At 50.0% G+C, this 20,552-nt stretch carries 16 protein-coding genes and 2 tRNA genes; 8 read left to right on the top strand and 10 right to left on the bottom strand.

The features are described from left to right. Positions 1-7: 7 nt before the first annotated feature. From ccoN to ACO0LI_RS18890, 5 genes are all read right to left on the bottom strand, one after another. Positions 8-1,447 carry a cytochrome-c oxidase, cbb3-type subunit I gene (ccoN, locus tag ACO0LI_RS18910; RefSeq protein WP_423034467.1) on the bottom strand — a complete coding sequence of 480 codons (1,440 nt, stop codon included), beginning with the start codon at positions 1,445-1,447 and terminating at the stop codon, positions 8-10. A gap of 218 nt (positions 1,448-1,665) precedes the next feature. Beyond that, on the bottom strand, positions 1,666-3,588 hold the full coding sequence (locus tag ACO0LI_RS18905; RefSeq protein WP_423034465.1) for a peptidylprolyl isomerase: 1,923 nt from the start codon (positions 3,586-3,588) through the stop codon (positions 1,666-1,668). An 86-nt stretch (positions 3,589-3,674) separates the two neighbouring features. Next, positions 3,675-3,751, bottom strand: a tRNA-Asp gene (locus ACO0LI_RS18900). A 44-nt stretch (positions 3,752-3,795) separates the two neighbouring features. Then, positions 3,796-3,871 (bottom strand) — tRNA-Val (locus tag ACO0LI_RS18895). Positions 3,872-3,921: 50 nt separating this feature from the next. After that, positions 3,922-4,194, bottom strand: a complete 273-nt coding sequence (locus ACO0LI_RS18890; protein ID WP_162040973.1) for an HU family DNA-binding protein — start codon at positions 4,192-4,194, stop codon at positions 3,922-3,924. Positions 4,195-4,670: 476 nt separating this feature from the next. Between ACO0LI_RS18890 and nadB the strand changes: the two genes are divergently transcribed. The 7 genes from nadB to ACO0LI_RS18855 all read left to right on the top strand — a co-directional run bounded on the left by nadB (position 4,671) and on the right by ACO0LI_RS18855 (position 12,876). Next, positions 4,671-6,278, top strand: coding sequence for an L-aspartate oxidase (gene nadB, locus ACO0LI_RS18885; RefSeq protein ID WP_423034463.1), 1,608 nt, complete (start codon positions 4,671-4,673; stop codon positions 6,276-6,278). 219 nt (positions 6,279-6,497) lie between these two features. Next, a complete protein-coding gene (locus tag ACO0LI_RS18880) occupies positions 6,498-7,169 on the top strand; it encodes an ABC transporter ATP-binding protein (RefSeq protein WP_423034461.1) in 672 nt (223 codons plus the stop codon). Beyond that, positions 7,166-9,151: an HlyD family secretion protein gene (locus ACO0LI_RS18875; protein WP_423034459.1), complete on the top strand. Its 1,986-nt coding sequence runs from the start codon at positions 7,166-7,168 to the stop codon at positions 9,149-9,151. Before ACO0LI_RS18880 ends, ACO0LI_RS18875 begins: the two co-directional genes overlap by 4 nt. Then, complete coding sequence (locus ACO0LI_RS18870; protein WP_423034457.1) at positions 9,148-10,377, top strand: efflux RND transporter periplasmic adaptor subunit; 1,230 nt, start codon at positions 9,148-9,150, stop codon at positions 10,375-10,377. The genes ACO0LI_RS18875 and ACO0LI_RS18870 overlap by 4 nt, the downstream gene beginning before the upstream one ends. Next, positions 10,374-11,609 (top strand): ABC transporter permease, encoded by a 1,236-nt coding sequence (locus ACO0LI_RS18865; protein WP_423034455.1) that lies wholly within the window; start codon positions 10,374-10,376, stop codon positions 11,607-11,609. The genes ACO0LI_RS18870 and ACO0LI_RS18865 overlap by 4 nt, the downstream gene beginning before the upstream one ends. 100 nt (positions 11,610-11,709) lie before the next feature. Next, positions 11,710-12,069, top strand: coding sequence for a hypothetical protein (locus tag ACO0LI_RS18860; protein ID WP_423034453.1), 360 nt, complete (start codon positions 11,710-11,712; stop codon positions 12,067-12,069). Between the two features lie 39 nt (positions 12,070-12,108). Next, positions 12,109-12,876 carry a hypothetical protein gene (locus ACO0LI_RS18855; RefSeq protein ID WP_423034450.1) on the top strand — a complete coding sequence of 256 codons (768 nt, stop codon included), beginning with the start codon at positions 12,109-12,111 and terminating at the stop codon, positions 12,874-12,876. Positions 12,877-12,884: 8 nt separating this feature from the next. Here the strand turns inward: ACO0LI_RS18855 and ACO0LI_RS18850 are convergent, their stop codons facing one another. The 5 genes from ACO0LI_RS18850 to ACO0LI_RS18830 form a co-directional block, all read right to left on the bottom strand. Further along, positions 12,885-13,580 (bottom strand): hypothetical protein, encoded by a 696-nt coding sequence (locus ACO0LI_RS18850; RefSeq protein WP_422952052.1) that lies wholly within the window; start codon positions 13,578-13,580, stop codon positions 12,885-12,887. Between the two features lie 46 nt (positions 13,581-13,626). Then, positions 13,627-14,493 carry a carboxylating nicotinate-nucleotide diphosphorylase gene (gene nadC / locus ACO0LI_RS18845; RefSeq protein ID WP_423034448.1) on the bottom strand — a complete coding sequence of 289 codons (867 nt, stop codon included), beginning with the start codon at positions 14,491-14,493 and terminating at the stop codon, positions 13,627-13,629. Between the two features lie 57 nt (positions 14,494-14,550). After that, a complete protein-coding gene (gene nadA, locus ACO0LI_RS18840) occupies positions 14,551-15,681 on the bottom strand; it encodes a quinolinate synthase NadA (protein ID WP_423034446.1) in 1,131 nt (376 codons plus the stop codon). Between the two features lie 148 nt (positions 15,682-15,829). Next, on the bottom strand, positions 15,830-17,881 hold the full coding sequence (locus ACO0LI_RS18835; protein ID WP_423034444.1) for a M13 family metallopeptidase: 2,052 nt from the start codon (positions 17,879-17,881) through the stop codon (positions 15,830-15,832). A gap of 24 nt (positions 17,882-17,905) precedes the next feature. Next, positions 17,906-19,855: a CocE/NonD family hydrolase gene (locus tag ACO0LI_RS18830; protein ID WP_423034442.1), complete on the bottom strand. Its 1,950-nt coding sequence runs from the start codon at positions 19,853-19,855 to the stop codon at positions 17,906-17,908. 189 nt (positions 19,856-20,044) lie between these two features. On the opposite strand from ACO0LI_RS18830, the gene ACO0LI_RS18825 reads away from it, so the two are divergent. Further along, positions 20,045-20,506: a hypothetical protein gene (locus ACO0LI_RS18825; protein WP_423034440.1), complete on the top strand. Its 462-nt coding sequence runs from the start codon at positions 20,045-20,047 to the stop codon at positions 20,504-20,506. Positions 20,507-20,552: the final 46 nt, after the last annotated feature.

The raw sequence follows: 20,552 nt of genomic DNA, 5'->3' as shown, positions 1-20,552 counted from the left end.
CTATGATTCAAGCATGTGCTGCAGCAGCAGGCAAAGCCGGGATTGTGTTATTCACGGGTTTGGCAGCCATGATGGTTTTTGTGACGTTGTAGGCCATAACCAGCATGCCACTGAGATACAGAAGGCCGCCCAGCATGCGTATCACATAGTAGGGATAGGTCGCCTTGACACTCTCGACAAATGAGTAAGTCAGCGTGCCATCTTCATTGACTGCACGCCACATCAGACCTTGCATGACACCGGCTACCCACATCGAAGCGATGTACAACACAACGCCAATTGTCGCTACCCAGAAATGCACTTCTATGAGGCTCTTGCTATGCATTTGTGTCTGGCCAAACAGACGCGGGATCAGATAGTAAAGACTGCCGATCGTAATGAAACCCACCCAGCCCAAAGCACCGGAGTGCACGTGACCGACAGTCCAGTCTGTGTAGTGCGACAAGGCATTCACAGTCTTGATCGCCATCATCGGACCTTCAAAGGTTGACATACCGTAGAACGACAGAGACACGATCAGGAAACGCAAGATAGGATCAGAGCGCAACTTGCTCCAGGCACCAGACAAGGTCATGATGCCGTTGACCATGCCACCCCATGATGGAGCCAGCAGAATCAGTGAGAACACCATGCCTATGGATTGTGCCCAGTCAGGCAAGGCGGTGTAATGCAAATGATGCGGACCCGCCCACATGTAAGTGAAAATCAGAGCCCAGAAGTGGACGATGGACAAACGATAAGAATAAACCGGGCGCTCAATTTGTTTGGGGATGAAGTAATACATCATGCCCAGGAAACCAGCCGTCAGGAAAAAGCCGACCGCATTGTGACCATACCACCACTGCACCATCGCATCCTGCACACCGGCATAAGCAGAATATGACTTCATAAAGGACACGGGAATGGCCGCACTATTCACGATATGCAAAACTGCTACTGCGATGATGAAGGCACCATAAAACCAGTTGGCAACATAAATATGCTCAACCTTGCGTTTCATCAGTGTGCCAAAAAATACGATGGCATATGACACCCACACGACAGCGATGAGCAAGTCTATAGGCCATTCAAGTTCTGCATATTCTTTGCCTTGGGTAAAACCCAATGGCAAACTGATGACTGCTGCGACGATAACCAGTTGCCAGCCCCAGAAAGTGAATTCAGCCAGACCTTCTGCAAACAAGCGCACATTGGATGTGCGCTGGACGACATAGTAGGAAGTTGCAAACAAGGCGCAACCACCAAAGGCAAAGATCACGGCATTGGTATGCAAGGGGCGCAAACGGCCATAGCTGAGCCACGGTATCCCCCCAAGAAATTCTGGCCAGGCAAGCTGGGATGCAATCACCACGCCCACGAGCATGCCGATGACACCCCAAACCACTGCCATGACAGAAAATTGCCGTACAACCCGGTAGTTGTATGTGTTTTCTTTAGTTATTGTCATGATCTCACTCTGTTGTAAAAATACACCGCCAGAATAACAATCACCTTGCCCAGCTACATTGATGCACATCAAATGCAGCCAGTTTCAAATTCAATTGCCTGAGAAAGACAACATGACCAGGAATCAGCAAAACTAATTTTCAAAAAAAAAAAGACATCCCTGAGGATGTCTTTTTGAATTACGCAACTTAGTGCGTACTTAGTGCGTAATTAGCTGGATTACGGCGCGGCTGATACCGGTGCGGTTACTGCTGCTTTATTGACAGTCACTTTCGACTTTTGCTTCAACAATTCAATATAAGAATACAGATTTTGAGCAGACTGCATGCTTGTCAGTTGCTGCGCTTCTGAAGCACGACGCGCTGCATCCGGCGTACCAGCAGTTACCTTGCCTATACGGAAAATAACATAGCCAGCATTGCCCAGATGCGTGCCGACAAAAGCTGGCAACTTCTGGACATCAGCGCGCATCAGATCTACCAGGGCCACAGCAGGGATGTCCTGATTTTTCAAACGCGATACCACTTTGGCTTCGGCAAATCCAGCGGTAGAATCAGCCGTTTTCAGTGCTGCCAGCTTGGCTATACCTTCTTTTTCAGCCAGGGCTGCGGCTTCCGTCGCAGTGACCTGCGCCTGGATGACTGCTTTCACTTCTTCAAACGGACGTTTGGATGCAGGCTTGTATTCAACGATGCGGCCAGCAATCAAGGTATTTGGAGCAACCTCTACCGCCTCAGTGTTGTGTTTTTTCTTGACCACATCATCAGAGAAGATCGCCTTCAGGAATTTAGGATTATTGGTTTCTACTGTTGCAGGTACCCCAGGCTTGCTGTTACGCGTCAAGCCATTCACCGTCTGAATCTTCAACTTCAGCTTTTCTGCTGCAGGCTTGAGACTATCACCCTGCTCATACAAGACATTGCCAAAAGTCTCTGCCGCCTCTTTGTACGCCTTGGCTGCTTTTTGCTTTTTGATGTCTGCTGCAATTTGAGCCTTGACTTCATCCAGGGTTTTTACGCCAGCAGGCCTGATAGCAGTCAACGTGATGATGTGAAAACCATAGTCGGACTGCACCAGGTCACTGATTTCACCTTGCTTAAGCTTGAATACACTTTCATCAAACTGCGGCACCATCATGCCCTTGCCAAAGAAATCCAGGTCACCACCTTTTTCTTTAGAACCCGGATCCTCAGAATTTTCCTTTGCCAGCTTGGCGAAGTCTTCAGGCTTCTTGCGCAATTGTGCCAGTATGTCTGCAGCCTTGGCCTTTGCCTTGGCTTTGTCAGCATCACTACTGTCTTTGCCTGCAGTAATCAGGATATGGCTGGCACGACGCTGTTCTTCAGTCGTATAGGATTTCTCATTGGCCTTATAGTAAGCCTGGACATCCGCATCTGCTACTGTGATCTGCTCTGCCAGTGCGTCACTATTCAACACGACATATTCAGCATTGATTTGCTCGGGGATTTCAAACTGAGCCGCATTTTTTTCATAATAGGCCTTCAGCATTTCATCCGTCACTTTGACGCGCGCCGCAAAGTCTTCTGGCTTGAGCATCAACATCTGCACTTCGCGCTCTTGTTCATTAATGGCTGACAGACGCGCTGCAACTGTTTTTGGCACAAATGCCGCCGAAGCTACAGGCCCAATTACTTGCCGAATTTCCTCGCGCAACTTCAAACGCCTTTCATACTCATCCGTACTCAAACCTTGAGAAGCTGCATACCTGGCATATGCGGCACTATCAAAACGATTATCAGCTGTAACCACACCTGGAATTTGTGCAATCAAGCTTTGCAGGGAGACTTTGGAAACAGTGAGATCCTTTTGCGAAAAATCATAAGCAATAAGCTTGCGCTCAATCAGTTCATCCAGAACGCTTTGCCTTTGCTCAACGGTATTGAGCAATTTTGTATCAAAATCCGGGCCATACATCTGGCGCATGTTATCAAGCCGGTCACGCAATGCCTGATCAAACTCAGCTTGCAAGACTGGAACCTTACCAATTTTTGCAATACCTTCCTCTTTACTGAAGTAGGAGCGCAAAGCGTCAGGATTACCGAACAGAACAAATGACGGCAAGATAAGAACAGCTAGCAAAATTTGCATTAAGCGCTGATGGGTACGAATAAATTCAAACATGTTCAACCAATCACGTGGCTAAGTATCACAATAACAATTTGACGAATACAAAAAAAGGCGAACTTTCGTTCGCCTTCTCGATTTTCTGGCGGAGCGGACGGGGCTCGAACCCGCGACCCCCGGCGTGACAGGCCGGTATTCTAACCAACTGAACTACCACTCCTTTTGTTTCTTTTGTACTTCCTGGCACTACAGCTTGCTTGCTACTGGTGGGCGCTGAGAGGCTCGAACTCCCGACCTAAGCCTTGTAAGGGCTCCGCTCTACCAACTGAGCTAAGCGCCCCACGCATACAAACAAACTCCGCGACCCATATCCTGAGCCACGAAAGTGCGTTAGTTTACCGCATCTTTCAACGCTTTGCCAGGTTTAAATTTAGGAACCTTGGCAGATTTGATCTTGATAGGCTCGCCAGTCTTAGGATTACGACCTGCCCTGGCAGCACGTTTGGCAACGGAGAAGGTACCAAAACCAACCAGCGTTACCGTGCCATTTTTTTTCAATGTGGTTTTTACGGCACCGATCACAGCATCCAGCGCACGCGACGAAGCCGCTTTGGAAATATCCGCTGTTTTCGCAATATGATCGATCAACTCAGTCTTATTCACTTATAGCCCCCTCACAAAAATTTGAATTTCGCGATGATGTATTCGATTATTTTATTGGTCGTGCATCTATCACGGCAAGCAGGAAATCTGCATCCGGTATTAGAGCAAGCCGCAAAGCCTTATGTCAAGCGGTTTGCAAGCTTTAAGGCCAAGTTTGCTGATTTGTGATTTGCTTATTCGTTTTTTCCACCTTTCAAGCTAACAGCTACTGTGCAAAAAATCAGGTAGCTGCGCATTTTTGCTATATGGAAAAGCCACCCTCTTTTGCATCCTGAATTAGAATGTGACAAGCCCACATCAAAAAGCGAGGCATCATAAGATGTCTGCGACAGCCCAACGCACACGGCAAGACCATTCCAGATTCACCATCTGGTATGGCTTTAAGTTATAGCAAGCAGTGCGGGATCAAGCACAAAGATGACAAGCTACCTGAAGCGGAATCAACCGAAAACAAATAAAGACACACACGGAAGACAATGAAGAATTTTGACGTAGCAATCGTAGGTAGTGGACTGGCTGGCTTATCTGTCGCCCTGCATCTGGCGCAAACACGCAAAGTCGCCATCATTTCCAAGCGTGAATTACTTGACGGTGCCAGCAACTGGGCACAAGGCGGCATCGCTGCCGTACTGGATTCCCATGACAGTCATGAACAACATATTTCAGACACCCTGATCGCAGGCGGCGGCCTGTGTGATGAAGGTGCCACCCGCTACATCATAGAACATGGCCGCGAAGCTATAGACTGGCTGATAGAACAAGGCGTTCCCTTCACCCGCGATGAAGATGCAGAGCTGGGTTTTCACCTGACGCGCGAAGGTGGTCATAGCCAGCGCCGCATTATCCATGCGGCAGATGCCACCGGCCATGCAGTGCAAGTCACGCTGGAACAGAAAGTACGTAATCATCCCAACATCACGCTGTTTGAGCATCACTATGCAATCGATGTCATTACCTCCGCCAAGATCGGTGACACCTCACCGACTCCACGCTGCCTGGGGCTGTATGTGCAGGACGTAAAAACTGGCAAGGTAGATACCTTTGCCGCGCAACACACAGTGATGGCAACTGGTGGCGCTGGCAAAGTTTATCTGTACACCACCAATCCCGACACTGCTACTGGTGATGGCATCGCCATGGCCTGGCGTGCTGGTTGCCGCATCGGTAATATGGAATTCATACAGTTCCACCCTACCTGCCTTTACCATCCCTTTGCCAAATCATTTTTGATCACAGAAGCAGTACGTGGCGAAGGCGGTATCCTGAAGTTACCAGCCGAGGCCGGTGCCGCTGCTGGCAAGCGCTTCATGACCAGCCATGATGATCGCATGGAACTGGCTCCACGCGATGTGGTTGCCCGTGCGATTGACTTTGAAATGAAAAAACGTGGCCTGGATTTTGTTGAACTTGATATCAGCCACCAGCCGCCAGAATTTTTGAAAGAACATTTCCCCACTATTTATGCGCGCTGCCTTGAACTCGGTATAGACATCACCAAACAGGCCATACCCGTGGTACCGGCGGTGCATTTCACTTGTGGTGGCATCGTTACCGACACCGATGGTCGCACCGACTTGCCCGGCCTGTATGCCGTAGGTGAAACCGCCTATACCGGCTTGCACGGTGCCAATCGTCTCGCCAGTAATTCACTGCTGGAATGCCTGGTCGTAGGCCGCGCCACCGCCAAACATATAGAAGCCCAGGAACGTGTCAGCGTCATTGCCCTACCAGACTGGGATGAAAGCCGTGTTTCAGATGCAGATGAAGAAGTCGTCATCGCCAACAACTGGGATGAGTTGCGGCGCTTCATGTGGAATTATGTTGGCATAGTGCGCACCACCAAACGCCTGGAGCGCGCCAAACATCGCATACGTCTGTTGAAGGAAGAGATAGACGAATACTACGCCAACTTCCGCATCTCGAATAATTTGCTGGAACTGCGCAACCTCGTGGAAGTCGCCTCACTGATCGTCAACAGTGCATTGTCGCGCCGCGAAAGCCGTGGCCTGCACTTCAGCCGCGATTATCCTGACACTCTGCCAAAAGCCTTGCCTACCGTCTTGTCACCCAAGCGTAAAAAATAAGTACTGCTTGCCAGCATCGTTTGCGATGCTGGCAGCTTGATTAGTTTATTCAAATTGGTCAGGAAGATGAGCAGCAAAAAGAATCGAATTTTTCATCTATTTTTGCATAGCCATTTGACAAATTAAATTATCACAGTGATACTGCCCAGCTTGCTTGCCGGGCAATATCATCAGCAATTTTTTCCGGTGCAGCCTTACTGAACCCAGAAAAAAATTGGCATGATAAAACTCAGTCAGATACGCAAGACCTACAAGCAAGGCGGCAATGAAATCCGGGCGCTTGATGGTATCGATTTACACATTGCCAGTGGTGAGTTCGTCGCCATCATGGGTCCCTCAGGTTCTGGCAAATCTACTCTGTTGAATGTACTCGGCGCGCTTGACCGCCCCGACCATGGCCGCTATCTCCTGAACCAGGAAGAAATCAGCGCCATGAATGACGATACAGCCTCAGATATACGCAATCGCAGCATAGGTTTTGTTTTTCAGTCTTTTCATCTGTTACCGCGCCTTAGCGTGCTGGAAAATGTACTGCTCCCGCAACGCTATAGCAATTCGCCGGATGCACAGGCCGAAACACGCGCCCGCCAGTTGCTCGAGCGTATAGGTCTGGCACAACGTATCGATCACAAGCCAGGTGAATTGTCTGGTGGCCAGTTGCAACGCGCCGCCATCGCCCGCGCTCTGCTGAATCAGCCCGCCTTGTTGCTGGCCGATGAACCTACCGGCAATCTCGATTCCAAAAGCGCTGCCGACGTGCTTGGCTTGCTGGGTGAATTGCATGCAGGTGGACAAACCCTGGTGCTGGTCACGCATGACCCTGCAGTTGCTGCCAGGGCGCAAAGAACCATACACCTGGCTGACGGCAAGGTCGCGGAGATAACAGCGTGAAACACAATTTGCGAAAACACCTGAGCTTATCAAAACTCGGCATCTGCGTACTCTCTGCATGTGCCAGCATACCTGCACTTGCGCCAGCCTCATCGGTAGCACCAGCCAACACAGACAAAACCGTCACACCTGCACAGAGTCGCCCGGTATTATTGACTGGTGAAGTCATTGCAAAAGATTCTCAAGCCATCCTGGTGCCGCCATCCAATTCTTCACCAGTAGTTTTACGCAACTTCGTTGCTGAGGGTAGCCAGGTCAAAAAAGGCGACCTGGTGTTGCGCATAGAAACGCCAAATGCGTCCAACCTGGAGCAACTGGAAATCAGCATGCAACAAACCCGGGCAAAAGCCGATGCCGAACTAGCCAAACTTGAGGTCACTGCGCTGGATGCGGAAAAAAATCTGCTCACAGCCAAAGCTGCATTAGCCAAGTCCCTGGTTGATGCTGCTCTACCCAAAACCCAGATTGCTGCGTTGGAATTTGATAAATATCAGGCAGAAAAAGAAAGATCAGAACGTGATCTACAAGTCAAACAACTGGCATTTGATGACGCTTATACCTCCATCAACAGAAAAAAATCGGATGCTGACCTCGAGTTAAAAAAACAAGAGATCAACATCAATTACCTCAAAACGCAATTGACACGCTCTGAGGTCAGAGCCAGCCAGGATGGCTATGTCGTCCACGGCTATAGCAACTGGCGTAGTGAGCGCCTGGAAGAAGGCTCAAGCGCTTTTCCTGGCAATACTGCGGGACAGGTCATAGGTTCAGGTCAAATGGAAGTCAGGGCATGGGCCCTGGAAGCAGACAGGACTTATTTGAAGGAAGGGCAAACTGTAGGCCTGAAATTTGATGCCCTGCCCGACACTGAAGTAACGGCCAGTATAGCCAGTATTTCCAACGCACCTGAAGAACACAACGTCTGGGGTTATGGCCGATATTTTCGTGTCGATATCAAGTTACCGGCGCAATCAAATCTCAAACTGATACCTGGCATGAGCGTCCTGATAGAACCTGCTCAGGCCAGTAAGAAAATCAGCGAAAAATCTACCTCCCAAAACAAGGAGCTGACACTGGAAGGTGAAATACAGTCACGCAATATCACGTCCATAGGGCCACCGTCGATCCCCTATATCTGGCAATATACCCTGGCACAGATTGCCCCCGAGGGCAGCGCCGTCAAGGCAGGTGATATGCTTGCCATGTTCCAGGCGGCTGAAGTACCCAACCAGCTTGCCAGTCAAAAAAGTCAGCTCAATGAGAAGCTGAGGGCACTGGAAAAACTGAAGCTGGAACAGACAGAAGCAGAAAAAGCTGCGGATCTGGCTGTAGCAGAAGCGCAAAGCAATGCGGAAAAAGCTGCACGCAAAGCCACCATGCCCAAAGAATTAATCCGGCGTGTCGATTATGACAAGCTGGTCATAGAAAAATCACTGAATAGCGACCTGGCTGCGATGTCCCTGCGTATGCGCACTACCCAGGCACGTGCCCGTAAGGCAGAAAAAAAGGGATTGGAAACAGAGATCGCCATGCTGCAAGGGAAAATCGACGTACTGAACAAAGGGCAAAAAGCCCTGACTGTGACAGCAAGCAAACCAGGCATGATGATCTACAAAAGCAATTTCGAAGGCGAAAAATTTGCTGCTGGCAGCCAGGTCTGGATGGGATTATCCATTGCCAGTGTGGCAGACCCAGACAAATTATTTGTCTCTGCCAAAGTGCCCGAAGCCCAATCAACTACGATCAAAGTTGGCCAAAGCGCCCGCATCACCATAGCTGGCGCCAACATGACGGTGCCTGCGCGCGTTACCGGGCTGGGCAACGTATTCCATAGCAAATCAAGCTCACAACCCATCATCGTGCGGGATATAGAGCTGGAATTTGATCAGATGCCCAAAGGGCTCAAGCCCGGTGCGGCAGTGCAGGCAATTTTAGTCTCATCGGGAATAGAGACGGCGACGACAGGAGCAGTAAAAAAATGAAATCAAGGCTACTCCTCATCTGCATAACACTGGCGTTTAGCAGCACAGGCTGCAGCAACAAGACTGAACAAACCCAGCATGCAACTGAAACCTTCTCGCCCAGAAACTGGCAAGAAAATATTGTCGTCGATGGCGAAATCATTGCCGCCAACAAAACTCCGCTGACTGTGCCTGGCCAGGGCTGGGATTCGCGCACCCTGATAAAGATGCTGCCAGAAGGCAGCCTGGTGAAAAAAGACCAGGTCATAGCTCTCTTTGATGCTCCAAAATCACGCATGGAATTATCGCAGGCAGAAATGGAATTATTGCGCAAGGAACTGGCCGCAGAAACCATACAAGCCAGTGATGCCAGCAGCCGCTCTGCCCTGTCTGCAGACAGCGCTAAAGTACAGACAGATTTGCGACTCAGCGAACGCTATGCCAACGCCGATCTGGCGATTTTCTCACGCAATAAAATACTGGATGAATTGCAGGATAGCGGATTTCTGAAGAACAAACGCGGCTACCTGAACTGGAAAACCGGGCAGGTACAGGCACGCAGTGCAGCAGAGCAGGCAGTATTAAGCTCGCAGAAAGAAAGTGTCAGCCTGAATGCCAGCCAGCACAAAAAGAACCTGGATGCACTGGAATTGCTGGCCCCGCATGACGGCGTATTCTTGTTGCAGGCAAACTGGGATGGAGCCAAACCTCTGGTTGGCTCAAGCTTCCGGCCCAGGGAAGAATTTGGCTCACTGCCAGACCTTGATCAACTGGTGGCCAATTTCAATATAGAAGAAGGCCGTACCTTTGGTTTGAAAGTGGGCCTGCCAGTCAAGGTACGTCTGGCTGGTAATGGCCAGGAAATTGAATTGAGCATTACCAAGGTTGGCAATAGCGCTAGCGTCACTTCACGGGAGTCACCAGTCAAATTCATCACCTTCGAAGCCGCTTTCAATAAGGCGCAGGCACAAAGCCTGGCACTCAAACCTGGCCAGGCATTGATAGGCACGGTCAGTCTCATCAACCAGGCCAAAGCCATGACGGTACCGAATATCGCCCTGATACAGGACGGGAGTAATTTCGCTGCATATATCAAGGATGGCGACCAGCTCAAGCGCCAGTCAGTAGTACTGGGGCAGCGTGGCCCGGTGCGCAGTGAAATCAAATCAGGTATCAGCCAGGGCAATCAGGTAGTCCTGTTGCCTGAAGTAAAAGACAAAGAAAAAAGCAAGGATACACATTCATGAACCGCGCCCTGATACTGGAAGCAGTCAATGAACTGCAAAGGCGCAAGCTGCGTACCGGCCTGACCCTGTTAGGCATGATCTTTGGTGTGGCAGCCATCGTTGCCATGCTGGCGGTGGGTGAAGGCAGCCGCCGCGAAGCCTTGCGCCTGGTCGCCGAACTGGGTCTGGACAATGTCATCATAGACAGCAAGAATATTGACGACAAACGTCTCAAAGAAATACGCACACGCTCACTGGGCTTGTCGGCGGCTGACGCAGATGCTGCACTGTCCGTCGTACCTGGCGCCAAGGCAGTGGCACTCAAAAAAGAGATCAAGGTAGATCAACTGGTCAGCGGCAGCAATGTCGTCCCTGCACGCGCCTTTGCCGTATCTGATTCGTATGCCGAACTCGGTGGCCTGCAAATCGGCCAGGGGCGCTGGTTAAGCCAGCAGGATGATGCCACCCTCGCCCCTGTCTGCGTGATAGGCCCGCGCCTTGCTCATCAACTCTTTGGTGACAAAAATCCAGTTGGCGAGCGCATCAAGCTCAATCACGCCTGGCTTGAAGTAGTTGGCGTGCTGGCTGACCGCGCCCTCTCCAAATCCGAATTCGAAGGTGTCAAACTTGGCCTGGATGACGAGCGCCTGTTCGTCCCCTGGCTGACCGGCCGCGCCCGTTTCCGTTTCACTGCGCTGGAAAACGAAGTCGACAGCCTGAGTTTGCGCCTGGATGGCCAGACAGCACCTGATATCGCAGCCCGCGTGCTGCAGAACCTGATAGAGCAAAGGCATGGCGGTACTGATGACACCAACCTCATCGTACCCATGGGTCTGTACAGGCAGAACCAGCAAACCCAGCGCATCTTTACCATCGTCATGAGTTCTATCGCTGCGGTATCCCTGTTGGTGGGCGGCATAGGCATCATGAACATCATGCTGGCCAATGTACTGGAACGCCGTCGTGAAATCGGCCTCAAGCGCGCCCTGGGCGCACGCAGGCGTGACGTCATAGAACAATTCCTGGCAGAAGCCCTGGTGATTGCCTTCAGCGGCGCACTGCTCGGTGTATTGCTGGGCGCGATAGCTGCGTACAGCATTGCCGCGCTGGCGGGCTGGTCTGTTGCCTGGTCACCGCTGAGCCTGTTGATTGCGGTCAGCTCCTGCATAGCAGTTGGCCTGGGTTTTGGTGTATTCCCGGCACGACAGGCCGCAGCACTGGACCCAATTGCGGCTTTACGTACTGATGGTTGATGCGGGATAATCGGGCGCTGGCTGATACCTTAATAGCTTGCCAGCTTAGCTGCGTGGCCTGATTACTTCTATTTTCCAATCACTTTTCATCTACAACATCATGGCAAGAACCATCAACGGCATAGGCACTACTTTTTACGGCAAATGCAAATTTCAGCCAGATCAATCCTTTATCACGACCAAGTGGGTGGTATTGGTCTATATTCCCATTGTTCCATTGGCCAGCTATCGCTTCATTGAAGAAAGCAGTTCCAGTTTTGAAGTAGTCGAAGCAGATATTCCTTTGGAGATCATGCAAGTGCTACGAATCTGGCTGTTTGTCGCACTTCTGGCCTTCGGACTTAGCCTGAGTGACAAGCTGAAATTGGGTGGCGCCGGCCTGTTTATGCTATTCGGCATGATTTGCGCTATTCCCTTTCTGATGCGCTGGTTTGCAAAACGGAATGCCGGATTACTCTAGCAAGCAAAAAATTTATCCGCCATTTTGGACACGCAGAAAATGAGATTTGAGCCCTTATCAGATACACAGTTTGAGTATTTGTGCGAAGTCTATGTAGCGGATAAATTTGCAAATCAGGAAGAATTAATCCAGGACTGGAAAGAATTAAGCAGCAAATTTCCTGACTCACATTTGCTGCTGACACTGGATGACCTCGGTCAGGCACAATATACATCCATGCATAGCTCAGGTTCTCACGATCTCGACGAGACAGAAGGCTATGACTTGAGTACGCTTGATGCGGCATGCTTTGAAGATGGCGAGCATGTCGGCTACCTGAGCACGGCATCTGAGTTTTTTATTCGGTACGCAAATTTTTTAAAACTTTGCAGAGAAACCTCACTGGAACAGATTTTTCAAGAAAAAAACCTGCTACTGAATGATGAATCTCTGGCAGAACTGCTGCTGGCTCAAGAAAACTGGCTGTCCATCATTGACGATAGCATTTATGCGTTCAGGGCCATCGTCAATCAACCCGAAGATAGTCTGGCTGCCTTTCCTAACGGCTATTTTGATTCAGACCTGAATCCCTTTGAGAATCGTGCTTTATGCAAGCATCTCAGAGAAAATTACAACTACAGTCTGATGGGTATAGGCGCATCTTATCTGGCACTCATCCGGGAAGCAGCCTTGAATGCAGTTCAGATGAGCAGCCTGGCAGAATTACTGTTTAAACTATATGGTGAAAAAGCGGGTAGCTGGGTAGAAATGCTCAGTGAGCAGAGCAATCAATCTCTGCATATCCTGGTTTTGAGATATGCGGAATAAACAGGTAATCAGACTTTATTAATATTTCCCAATCTGTCTCTATATTCGTTGATCAGCTCATTGGATTTCAATTCAGCTTTTTGCATGGACATCGATTCATGCAACCGCTTGATCGCATCATTACATGCGCTATTAAGCCCCAGCGCAAAACATACCTTTTCGCTGAACACTGCCTTTGTTGAATGCATCAATTCAGAAACCAGATGCGGTTCTTGTCTGGCAAATATTTTAATCATACGCTGCGCCAACTCACGAAGATTCTGGGCTAGCATACCGCAATTCTCTGGCAAGGCATCCGCCAGCGTGCGAACAGCTTGTACCAGACCTCGCTCAGCCTCTGTCATCATTTCAAAATTACGCTTCTTTACATTACGGAGGTAAATGAAGAATGCGCCCCAGCAAGCGATGAACAGCGAAGCAAGTATGACATTCACCACGGTCGCAGGCGCAATAGTGATATGTATCCAGGCCAGGGCAGAACTAATTAGCGACGACAAGCCCTTGATTTGCCAGAAAACAATGGCCAGTACGACAAGTGGCCCCAGGAGAAATATACTGGTGTAGGCAGAAATATGCCGAATGTCGCGGCTAGCCGACTCCACCAGAAGGCTCCCGCTAACACCCGGCATCTGATCAAATTCATACATAGTCCCGTTAAGAATTTGGCTAATTTCAACGTTAACATCAGAAAAAGATTGCTTCATGTTGTAATAGAGTGAGAATTCCAGCAAACAAATAACAGGTATAGCTTCAAACTATCCGCAAAGAATAATCCGTCGCCTTGATATCCTTGGTCAGGCTACCTATGGATATCCTGTCCACACCTGTCTCGGCTATGGCTCGCACTGATGAATGATCTATGCCGCCAGAGGCTTCCAGCAAGGCACGGCCTGCAGTGATAGCCACGGCTTCACGCATCATGCCGGTATTAAAATTATCGAGCAGGATGGAAGTGGCGCCGGCATCCAGTGCTATCTTTAATTGTTCCAGGGTTTCGACTTCTATTTGTATGCTCACACCAGCATTCAGGTTCAGCGCATTTTGCATGGCTTCAGCCACGCCACCTGCGGCTGCGATATGATTTTCCTTGATAAGGATACCGTCATACAGGGCCAGGCGCTGGTTCTCGCCACCGCCTACGCGCACCGCATATTTTTGCGCCAGACGCAGGCCAGGCAAAGTTTTGCGGGTGTCGAGTATGGCTGCTTTTGTGCCAGCGATGATGGCGACATATTTGCTGGTGGCGGTTGCGACAGCAGACAGCAATTGCAGGAAGTTCAGCGCAGCACGTTCGGCTGTCAGCAAGGCCCGGGCTGGGGCCTTGATTTTGCAGACGATGGTGTTTGCCTTCATCTGTTCGCCTTCAGCATATTGCCAATCCACGATGATAGTTGCATCCAGTGCCGTCATAACGGCGTCGAACCATGGCGCGCCACACAGAACAGCATCTTCACGCACGATGACTTGTGCATTCACGATTTCATCAGCAGGCACCAGCAGACCTGTCAGATCAGCAGCGCCGACATCTTCAGCCAGTGCATCGCTGATATTGCGTTCAAAAGCTTTTTGTAAATCTGCATCAAAAGGGAAATGTGTATTCTTTAAATTACCAGACATGTCCAGATAACCTCAGTGTAATTGGATGGGGCTTGCGCTTAAGATCGTAACAAGTTCTCAGGCCGGTCCTATGCCGGAGAACAGTTTGGCTTCTTTCGCCAGATCACTGGATGGACGCACATTGGTTTTTTTGGCCGCAGCAAAATCCAGCATGCGGTCTATGCAAACCTTGGCTTTTTGCCCAACTGCAGGATCGACCTGGATTTCATTATTGCCGTTTTCCAGTACCTGCAGCAGATTGCGCAAGCCATTCATTGCCATCCATGGGCAATGTGCGCAGCTCTTGCATGTCGCGCTATTGCCAGCGGTTGGGGCAACGATGAAGCGCTTGGTCGGCGCTGCCATCTGCATTTTGTGCAGGATGCCATTGTCAGTGGCGACGATGAATTCATCTGCATCCAGGGTCTTTGCAGCATGGATCATTTGCGAAGTCGAGCCGACCACGTCAGCCAGTGCTACTACAGCCGCCGGTGATTCAGGATGAACCAGGACCTTGGCATTGGGATGCTCAGCCTTGAGTACATCCAGCTCTATGCCCTTGAATTCATCATGTACCAGGCAGGAGCCCTGCCATAGCAACATGTCTGCACCTGTCTGCTTCTGGATGTAGCCACCCAGATGTTTATCGGGTGCCCAGAGTATTTTTTTGCCTTGTGCATGCAAGTGAGCAACGATGTCCAAACCTATGCTGGATGTCACCATCCAGTCAGCTCTTGCTTTGACTGCGGCGCTGGTATTGGCATACACGACGACGGTACGGTCAGGATGGGCATCGCAAAACGCTGCAAACTCATCTGCCGGGCAACCCAGGTCCAGCGAGCAAGTCGCATCCAGGTCAGGCATTAAAATGGTTTTTTCTGGGCTGAGTATTTTGGCGGTTTCGCCCATGAACTTGACACCGGCGACAACCAGGGTTTTGGCGGGGTGGTCACGGCCAAAGCGCGCCATTTCCAGCGAGTCAGAAACACAGCCACCGGTTTCTTCTGCCAGGTCTTGCAGTTCTGCATCGACATAATAATGCGCGACCAGTACGGCCTGCTTTTCTTTCAAGAGCTGGCGTATTCTGGCTTTGAGTTCCAGTTTTTCTATTGCTGAAGGCGCATCGGGGATGCGCGCCCAGGCATTGGCGGTACAGCTACTGCCCACATCCATCTGTGGGAGTTCAAATTCGACAACTTTGGTTTCCATATAGCCCTACATATCTGGAGTGCATAGAGCACATGCGGGCATGCACTCTGATGACAAGAAATATTGGCAGGCTTGGGATTGCCAGATTGATATCCAGCGCCCCTTTAGCCTGCATCCACTACTGCATTTCAGGCCATAGTATACGCTGTTACCAGATATTTACCCGCGTCGCTGTCGGGCGCAGGGGCGAACGATCTCCCTTGCACTGAAAAGCATCAGAAAATTCCGACATATTTGCCAACGGCGCAATGACACGATATTTGTCTGGTGAGTGAGGATCAGTTGCCAGTTTCATACGCAACATTTCATCACGGATAAGGCTGCGGAAGCTTTGCGCATTGGCGACAAAGAAGCGTTGATCAACCGTCAAGCCATCAATTTCCCTGGCCTGGGGCTTGCGCTCCAGCGATTTGTGCAAAGCCTGCAGGGCAATCTTCATACCGCCAAGATCGGCAATATTTTCACCGGCAGTCAACTTGCCATTAATGTGCAATTTGTCGATAGGATTAAACTCATCAAATTGCTTTTCAATGGCTTTGACACGAACCAGGAATTTTTTCTCATCGTCCTTGGTCCACCAGCTTTTCAGGTTACCCTGAGCATCATATTGGCGTCCTTCATCATCAAAGGCATGCGTCAGTTCATGGCCTATCGTTGCACCGGTATTGCCATAGTTGGCGGCAGGGTCAGCATTCACATGGTACAGCGGTGGTTGCAATATGCCTGCGGGGAAGACCATTTCATTCATGGTGGGGTTGTAATAGGCATTCACGGTTTGTGGCGTCATACCCCATTCATTCCTGTCTATCGGCTTACCCAGCTTGGCGAGATTGCGTTTGAATTCAAATTCAGCGGCGCGTGCCATGTTTGCTGCGTACGGACCAGTATCGATTTGCAAGCTGCTGTAATCACGCCACACATCGGGGTAACCTATTTTCACCAGGATCGTGTCGAGCTTTTTATAAGCTTGTTGCTTGGTCGTGTCCGACATCCATTCCAGCTTGCCGATACTTTCACGCATGGCCGCCTTGATGTTATCGACCATTTCCAGTACGCCCGCCTTGGCTTCAGGACCAAAGAATTTGGCGACATACAGCTCCCCCATGGCTTCACCTGCCATGTTATCGATAGAGCCCAGCACGCGCTTCCAGCGTGGTTGCAATTCCTTGGTGCCTGCCAGCGTCTTGCCATAAAAGTCAAAACTGGCATTGACAAAGGCTGAACTCAAATCCCTGGCACGCGCATTCGCCAATTGCCAGCGTAAATAAGTCTTCCATTGATCAAGACTGATGGAATTAACCATGCGCCCTGCTTCCGCAATGAATTTGGGATGGGCAAGATTGAATTGTCCTGGCTGCGCCAGGCCCAGTTCATTGAAATAGGTGGACCAGGCAGTTTTTTTATCTGTTTTTTGCAAGGCATTCAAGTCAGACAAATGGTAGCTGGCTTGCGGGTCGCGCAATTCGACCTTGGTCAAGGATGCCTTGGCCAAGCGGGTTTCCAGTGTCAGCACAACAGCAGCGTTTTTCTTTGCCTGCTCTGGAGCATCACCGAGCAAGGTAAAAATCTGGGTCACATAGGCGACATACTTGTCACGGATATCCTTGGTCTTGGCATCAGTCTTCAGGTAATAATCGCGGTCAGGCAAACCCAGGCCACCCTGCATGATTTGCGGGATATAACGCGTAGTATTTTTAGCGTCCTGATCGACTGCAAAACCAAACAAGGGAGAAACACCTTGTTTATGCAATCCGGCAATCACAGCCAATAATTGCTGGCTATCCTTGATGTTATTGATTTGTGCAAACTGTGGTTCTAGCGGTTTGATACCTTCTTTTTCTATCTGAGTTTCGTTCATGCCACTGGCATAAAAAGCGCCGACAAGTTGCGCTGCCTTGCTCTTGCCCTCGCCTTTTGCGGCTGTTTCTGCAATGAGCTTCAGTGCTGTCAGATTTCGCTCTGTCACTTCATCATAGGCGCTGTAACGCGCACGGTCGGAAGGAATGGGGTTAGCCTTCAGCCATTCGCCATTTGAATATTGGAAGAAATCTGTGCAGGGATCAGCCTTTTTATCCATGGTCATGGATTCCAAGACCAATTGGTTTGAAGTCGCTGTCTGAGCAAATACTGCATTACCCATGCAAGCCACGCCAACCAGGCTAGCCAGCAAACTGCGTTTGAAGATATTTTTTGTTTTCATTTTTTTGTCCCTGTCTCTTGATTTTTACGGCATTACTTGCACGGCTATACCTGAATATTGTCCGGGTGAACGATATACTCTTTGTGTCGCTTTCTGGAAATCTTCTGGATTGGCCTTGGGAATATCCATGAATTTTTGCGGATTCAAATCTACCAGTGGGAACCAGCTACTCTGCACCTGCACCATGATGCGGTGACCACGGCGGAAGGTGTGCTGGATATCCGGCATGTTATAGCTGATGGCCGCCACTTTGCCAGGTACAAAAGGCTCAGGTTTTTCAAAGCTGTTGCGGAACTTGCCGCGCAAAGGCTCTCCCCTGACCAGTTGCTGATAACCGGCCATGGCGACGGATGGTGGCGGCACGTCATTCGCACGTTCGCGCACTACCTGCTTATCCGGATAAGCCGATGGATAGACATCAATCAGTTTGACGACCCAATCTACATCCGTGCCAGAGGTTGAGATAAACAATTTGGGATTGACTGGCCCGACGACGGTCACGTCTTCTTCCAGAGGTTCAGTCTGATAGACCAGCACATCTGGCCGTGTGGAAGCAAAGCGCTGGTCAGAGACCACATATTCACGCGGCGCACCAGTGGCGACGTAAGAGATAAACGGCACGGGCTTATTGGGGTCGCTGACATATTCGTCAAAGGTATTGAATTCTGTCTGCGGCTCCTTCCAGCTCAGGCTACCATCCTTGCCAAAATACAGGGTACGTTTTTGCGCCTGTTGCGGTGGCCAACTGGGGTATTCGCGCCAGACATTGGTGCCGGTTTCAAACACGGTCACTTCCGGCAAAGCCTTGCCAGTGGCGCCCTTCAAATGCTGTTCAAAGAAAGGGAAAACGATATTCTTGCGGTAATAGTCGCCCGTTTTGACATCGAAACTCACATTTCCCAATGACTTACCCTCGGCACCGGCCCAGCCGCCATGCGACCATGGCCCCATGACCAGGCCATTGTAATAACCCTTGTTATTATTTTTGATGCTGTGATATGTCGTGAATGGACCTTGCGGATCTTCTGCGTCATACCAGCCACCAACAGTCAGCACGGCTGCCTTGATGTTTTTCAGGTGAGCAGCGATATTGCGGCTTTTCCAGAAATCATCATAGGTAGTGTGTTCTATTGTCGGCATCAGTAATTCACGCTGCTTGTCTGACAGTTGGGCAGTAATGTTTTTCAGGGTTTTATACTTGAGAAAATATTGATAGCCATCCGGGGTACCAAAATCAAACTCTTCCCAGCGTTTGGGCAAGGTCGTGGGATTTTTTTCTACCGTAAAATTGGAAAAGAACCCAAAGTTAGCCGCCAGCATGAAGGCACCGCCATGATAGGAATCGTCCCCCATGAACAAATCAGTGACTGGCGCCTGTGGTGAAGCGGCCTTGATCGCCGGATGTGAGTCTATGATACTGGCCGAGGCATAAAAACCAGGATAGGAAATACCCCAGATACCGACCTTGCCGTTATTGCCCTTGACGTTTTTCAACAGCCACTCAACGGTGTCATGCATGTCCTGGCTCTCGACACCCTCGCCGGCCCGCCTGCCAGCCTTGATATGCGGCGTCATTTCTTGCCAGACGCCTTCAGACATATAACGGCCACGCACGTCTTGCTTGACGAAGATATAGCCACTTTGGTCAAATTCTTTGGAGGGTCCCAGGGACTGCGGGTAGAAATCCACGCCATAGTGCGATTGCCCGCCTTCATAGACACCGCTACCGTAGGGTGAACGTGTCATCAGGAAAGGATAAGACTTGCTGCTATCCTTGGGAACATACACCACGGTAAAAAGCCGTGTACCGTCACGCATGGGAACCTGGTATTCATATTTGGTGTATTGTTCGCGTATGCCCGGTTTAGCAGCCTCAGGTGCATCGGCCATAACGGCTTCGGCAGCATATACTGGCAGATTGGCCATCAAGGCAAGAGCGCACAAGGCTGCACATTTTTTAATCACGAATTTCATAATTCCCCTTAAGATAACACGCTATTGTTTTATTTATTCTGGTCAACATGCTTGCAAACCAGTTCTGGCGTAGTGAATCGGCGCGAATCATAAAGAGTAAATTTTTCTCAATAAGTTTCCAGATTTCGACCTAAACTGACAAATAGGCATCAAACAGGCATCAAACAAATATTTTATTGCGGAAATACCATGAAATCACTCAGAATATTTGCTGTCACCCTGGCTCTGCTGGCACTCTCAGGCTCAGTATGGGCTCGCCCTGGCGGCCATCATTTTCATCCCAGGGTAAGCATAGGCGTTTCCATTCCGCCGCTATATTTCAATTATGGCAACCGGCATAGTTATGTGTCTGCCTATTATCCTTACGATTATTCCTGGCGTTATTACCCCAGCGTGGTCGTTGCCCCTGCTGTCACCTATGTGACACCTGTCGTCAGCACCGGCAATGTGGTTTATACGGACAATTACCCTACATACACGACCTATACTCAAAGTTATGTTGATGACAGCAATATCATCAGCCAGCCCAATCCTGCCCCGCAATCTACGGCAGGCAAGGATTGGCTGTATTGCCATCAGCCTGACGGTTTTTACCCGGCGATCAAGTCTTGTCCCGGTGGCTGGGAACGTGTCCCGGCACAAGCCAGATAAGCGCGGCCAGGCCAGACACAAAAAGGGTGCAATTAATGAAATAATT

Origin of the sequence: Undibacterium sp. Tian12W (assembly GCF_049339405.1) — a bacterium.
Taxonomy (GTDB): Bacteria; Pseudomonadota; Gammaproteobacteria; order Burkholderiales; family Burkholderiaceae_D; genus Undibacterium.
Note: the sequence above shows the minus strand (reverse complement) of the source record. Positions and strands in the feature narration are given on the sequence as shown.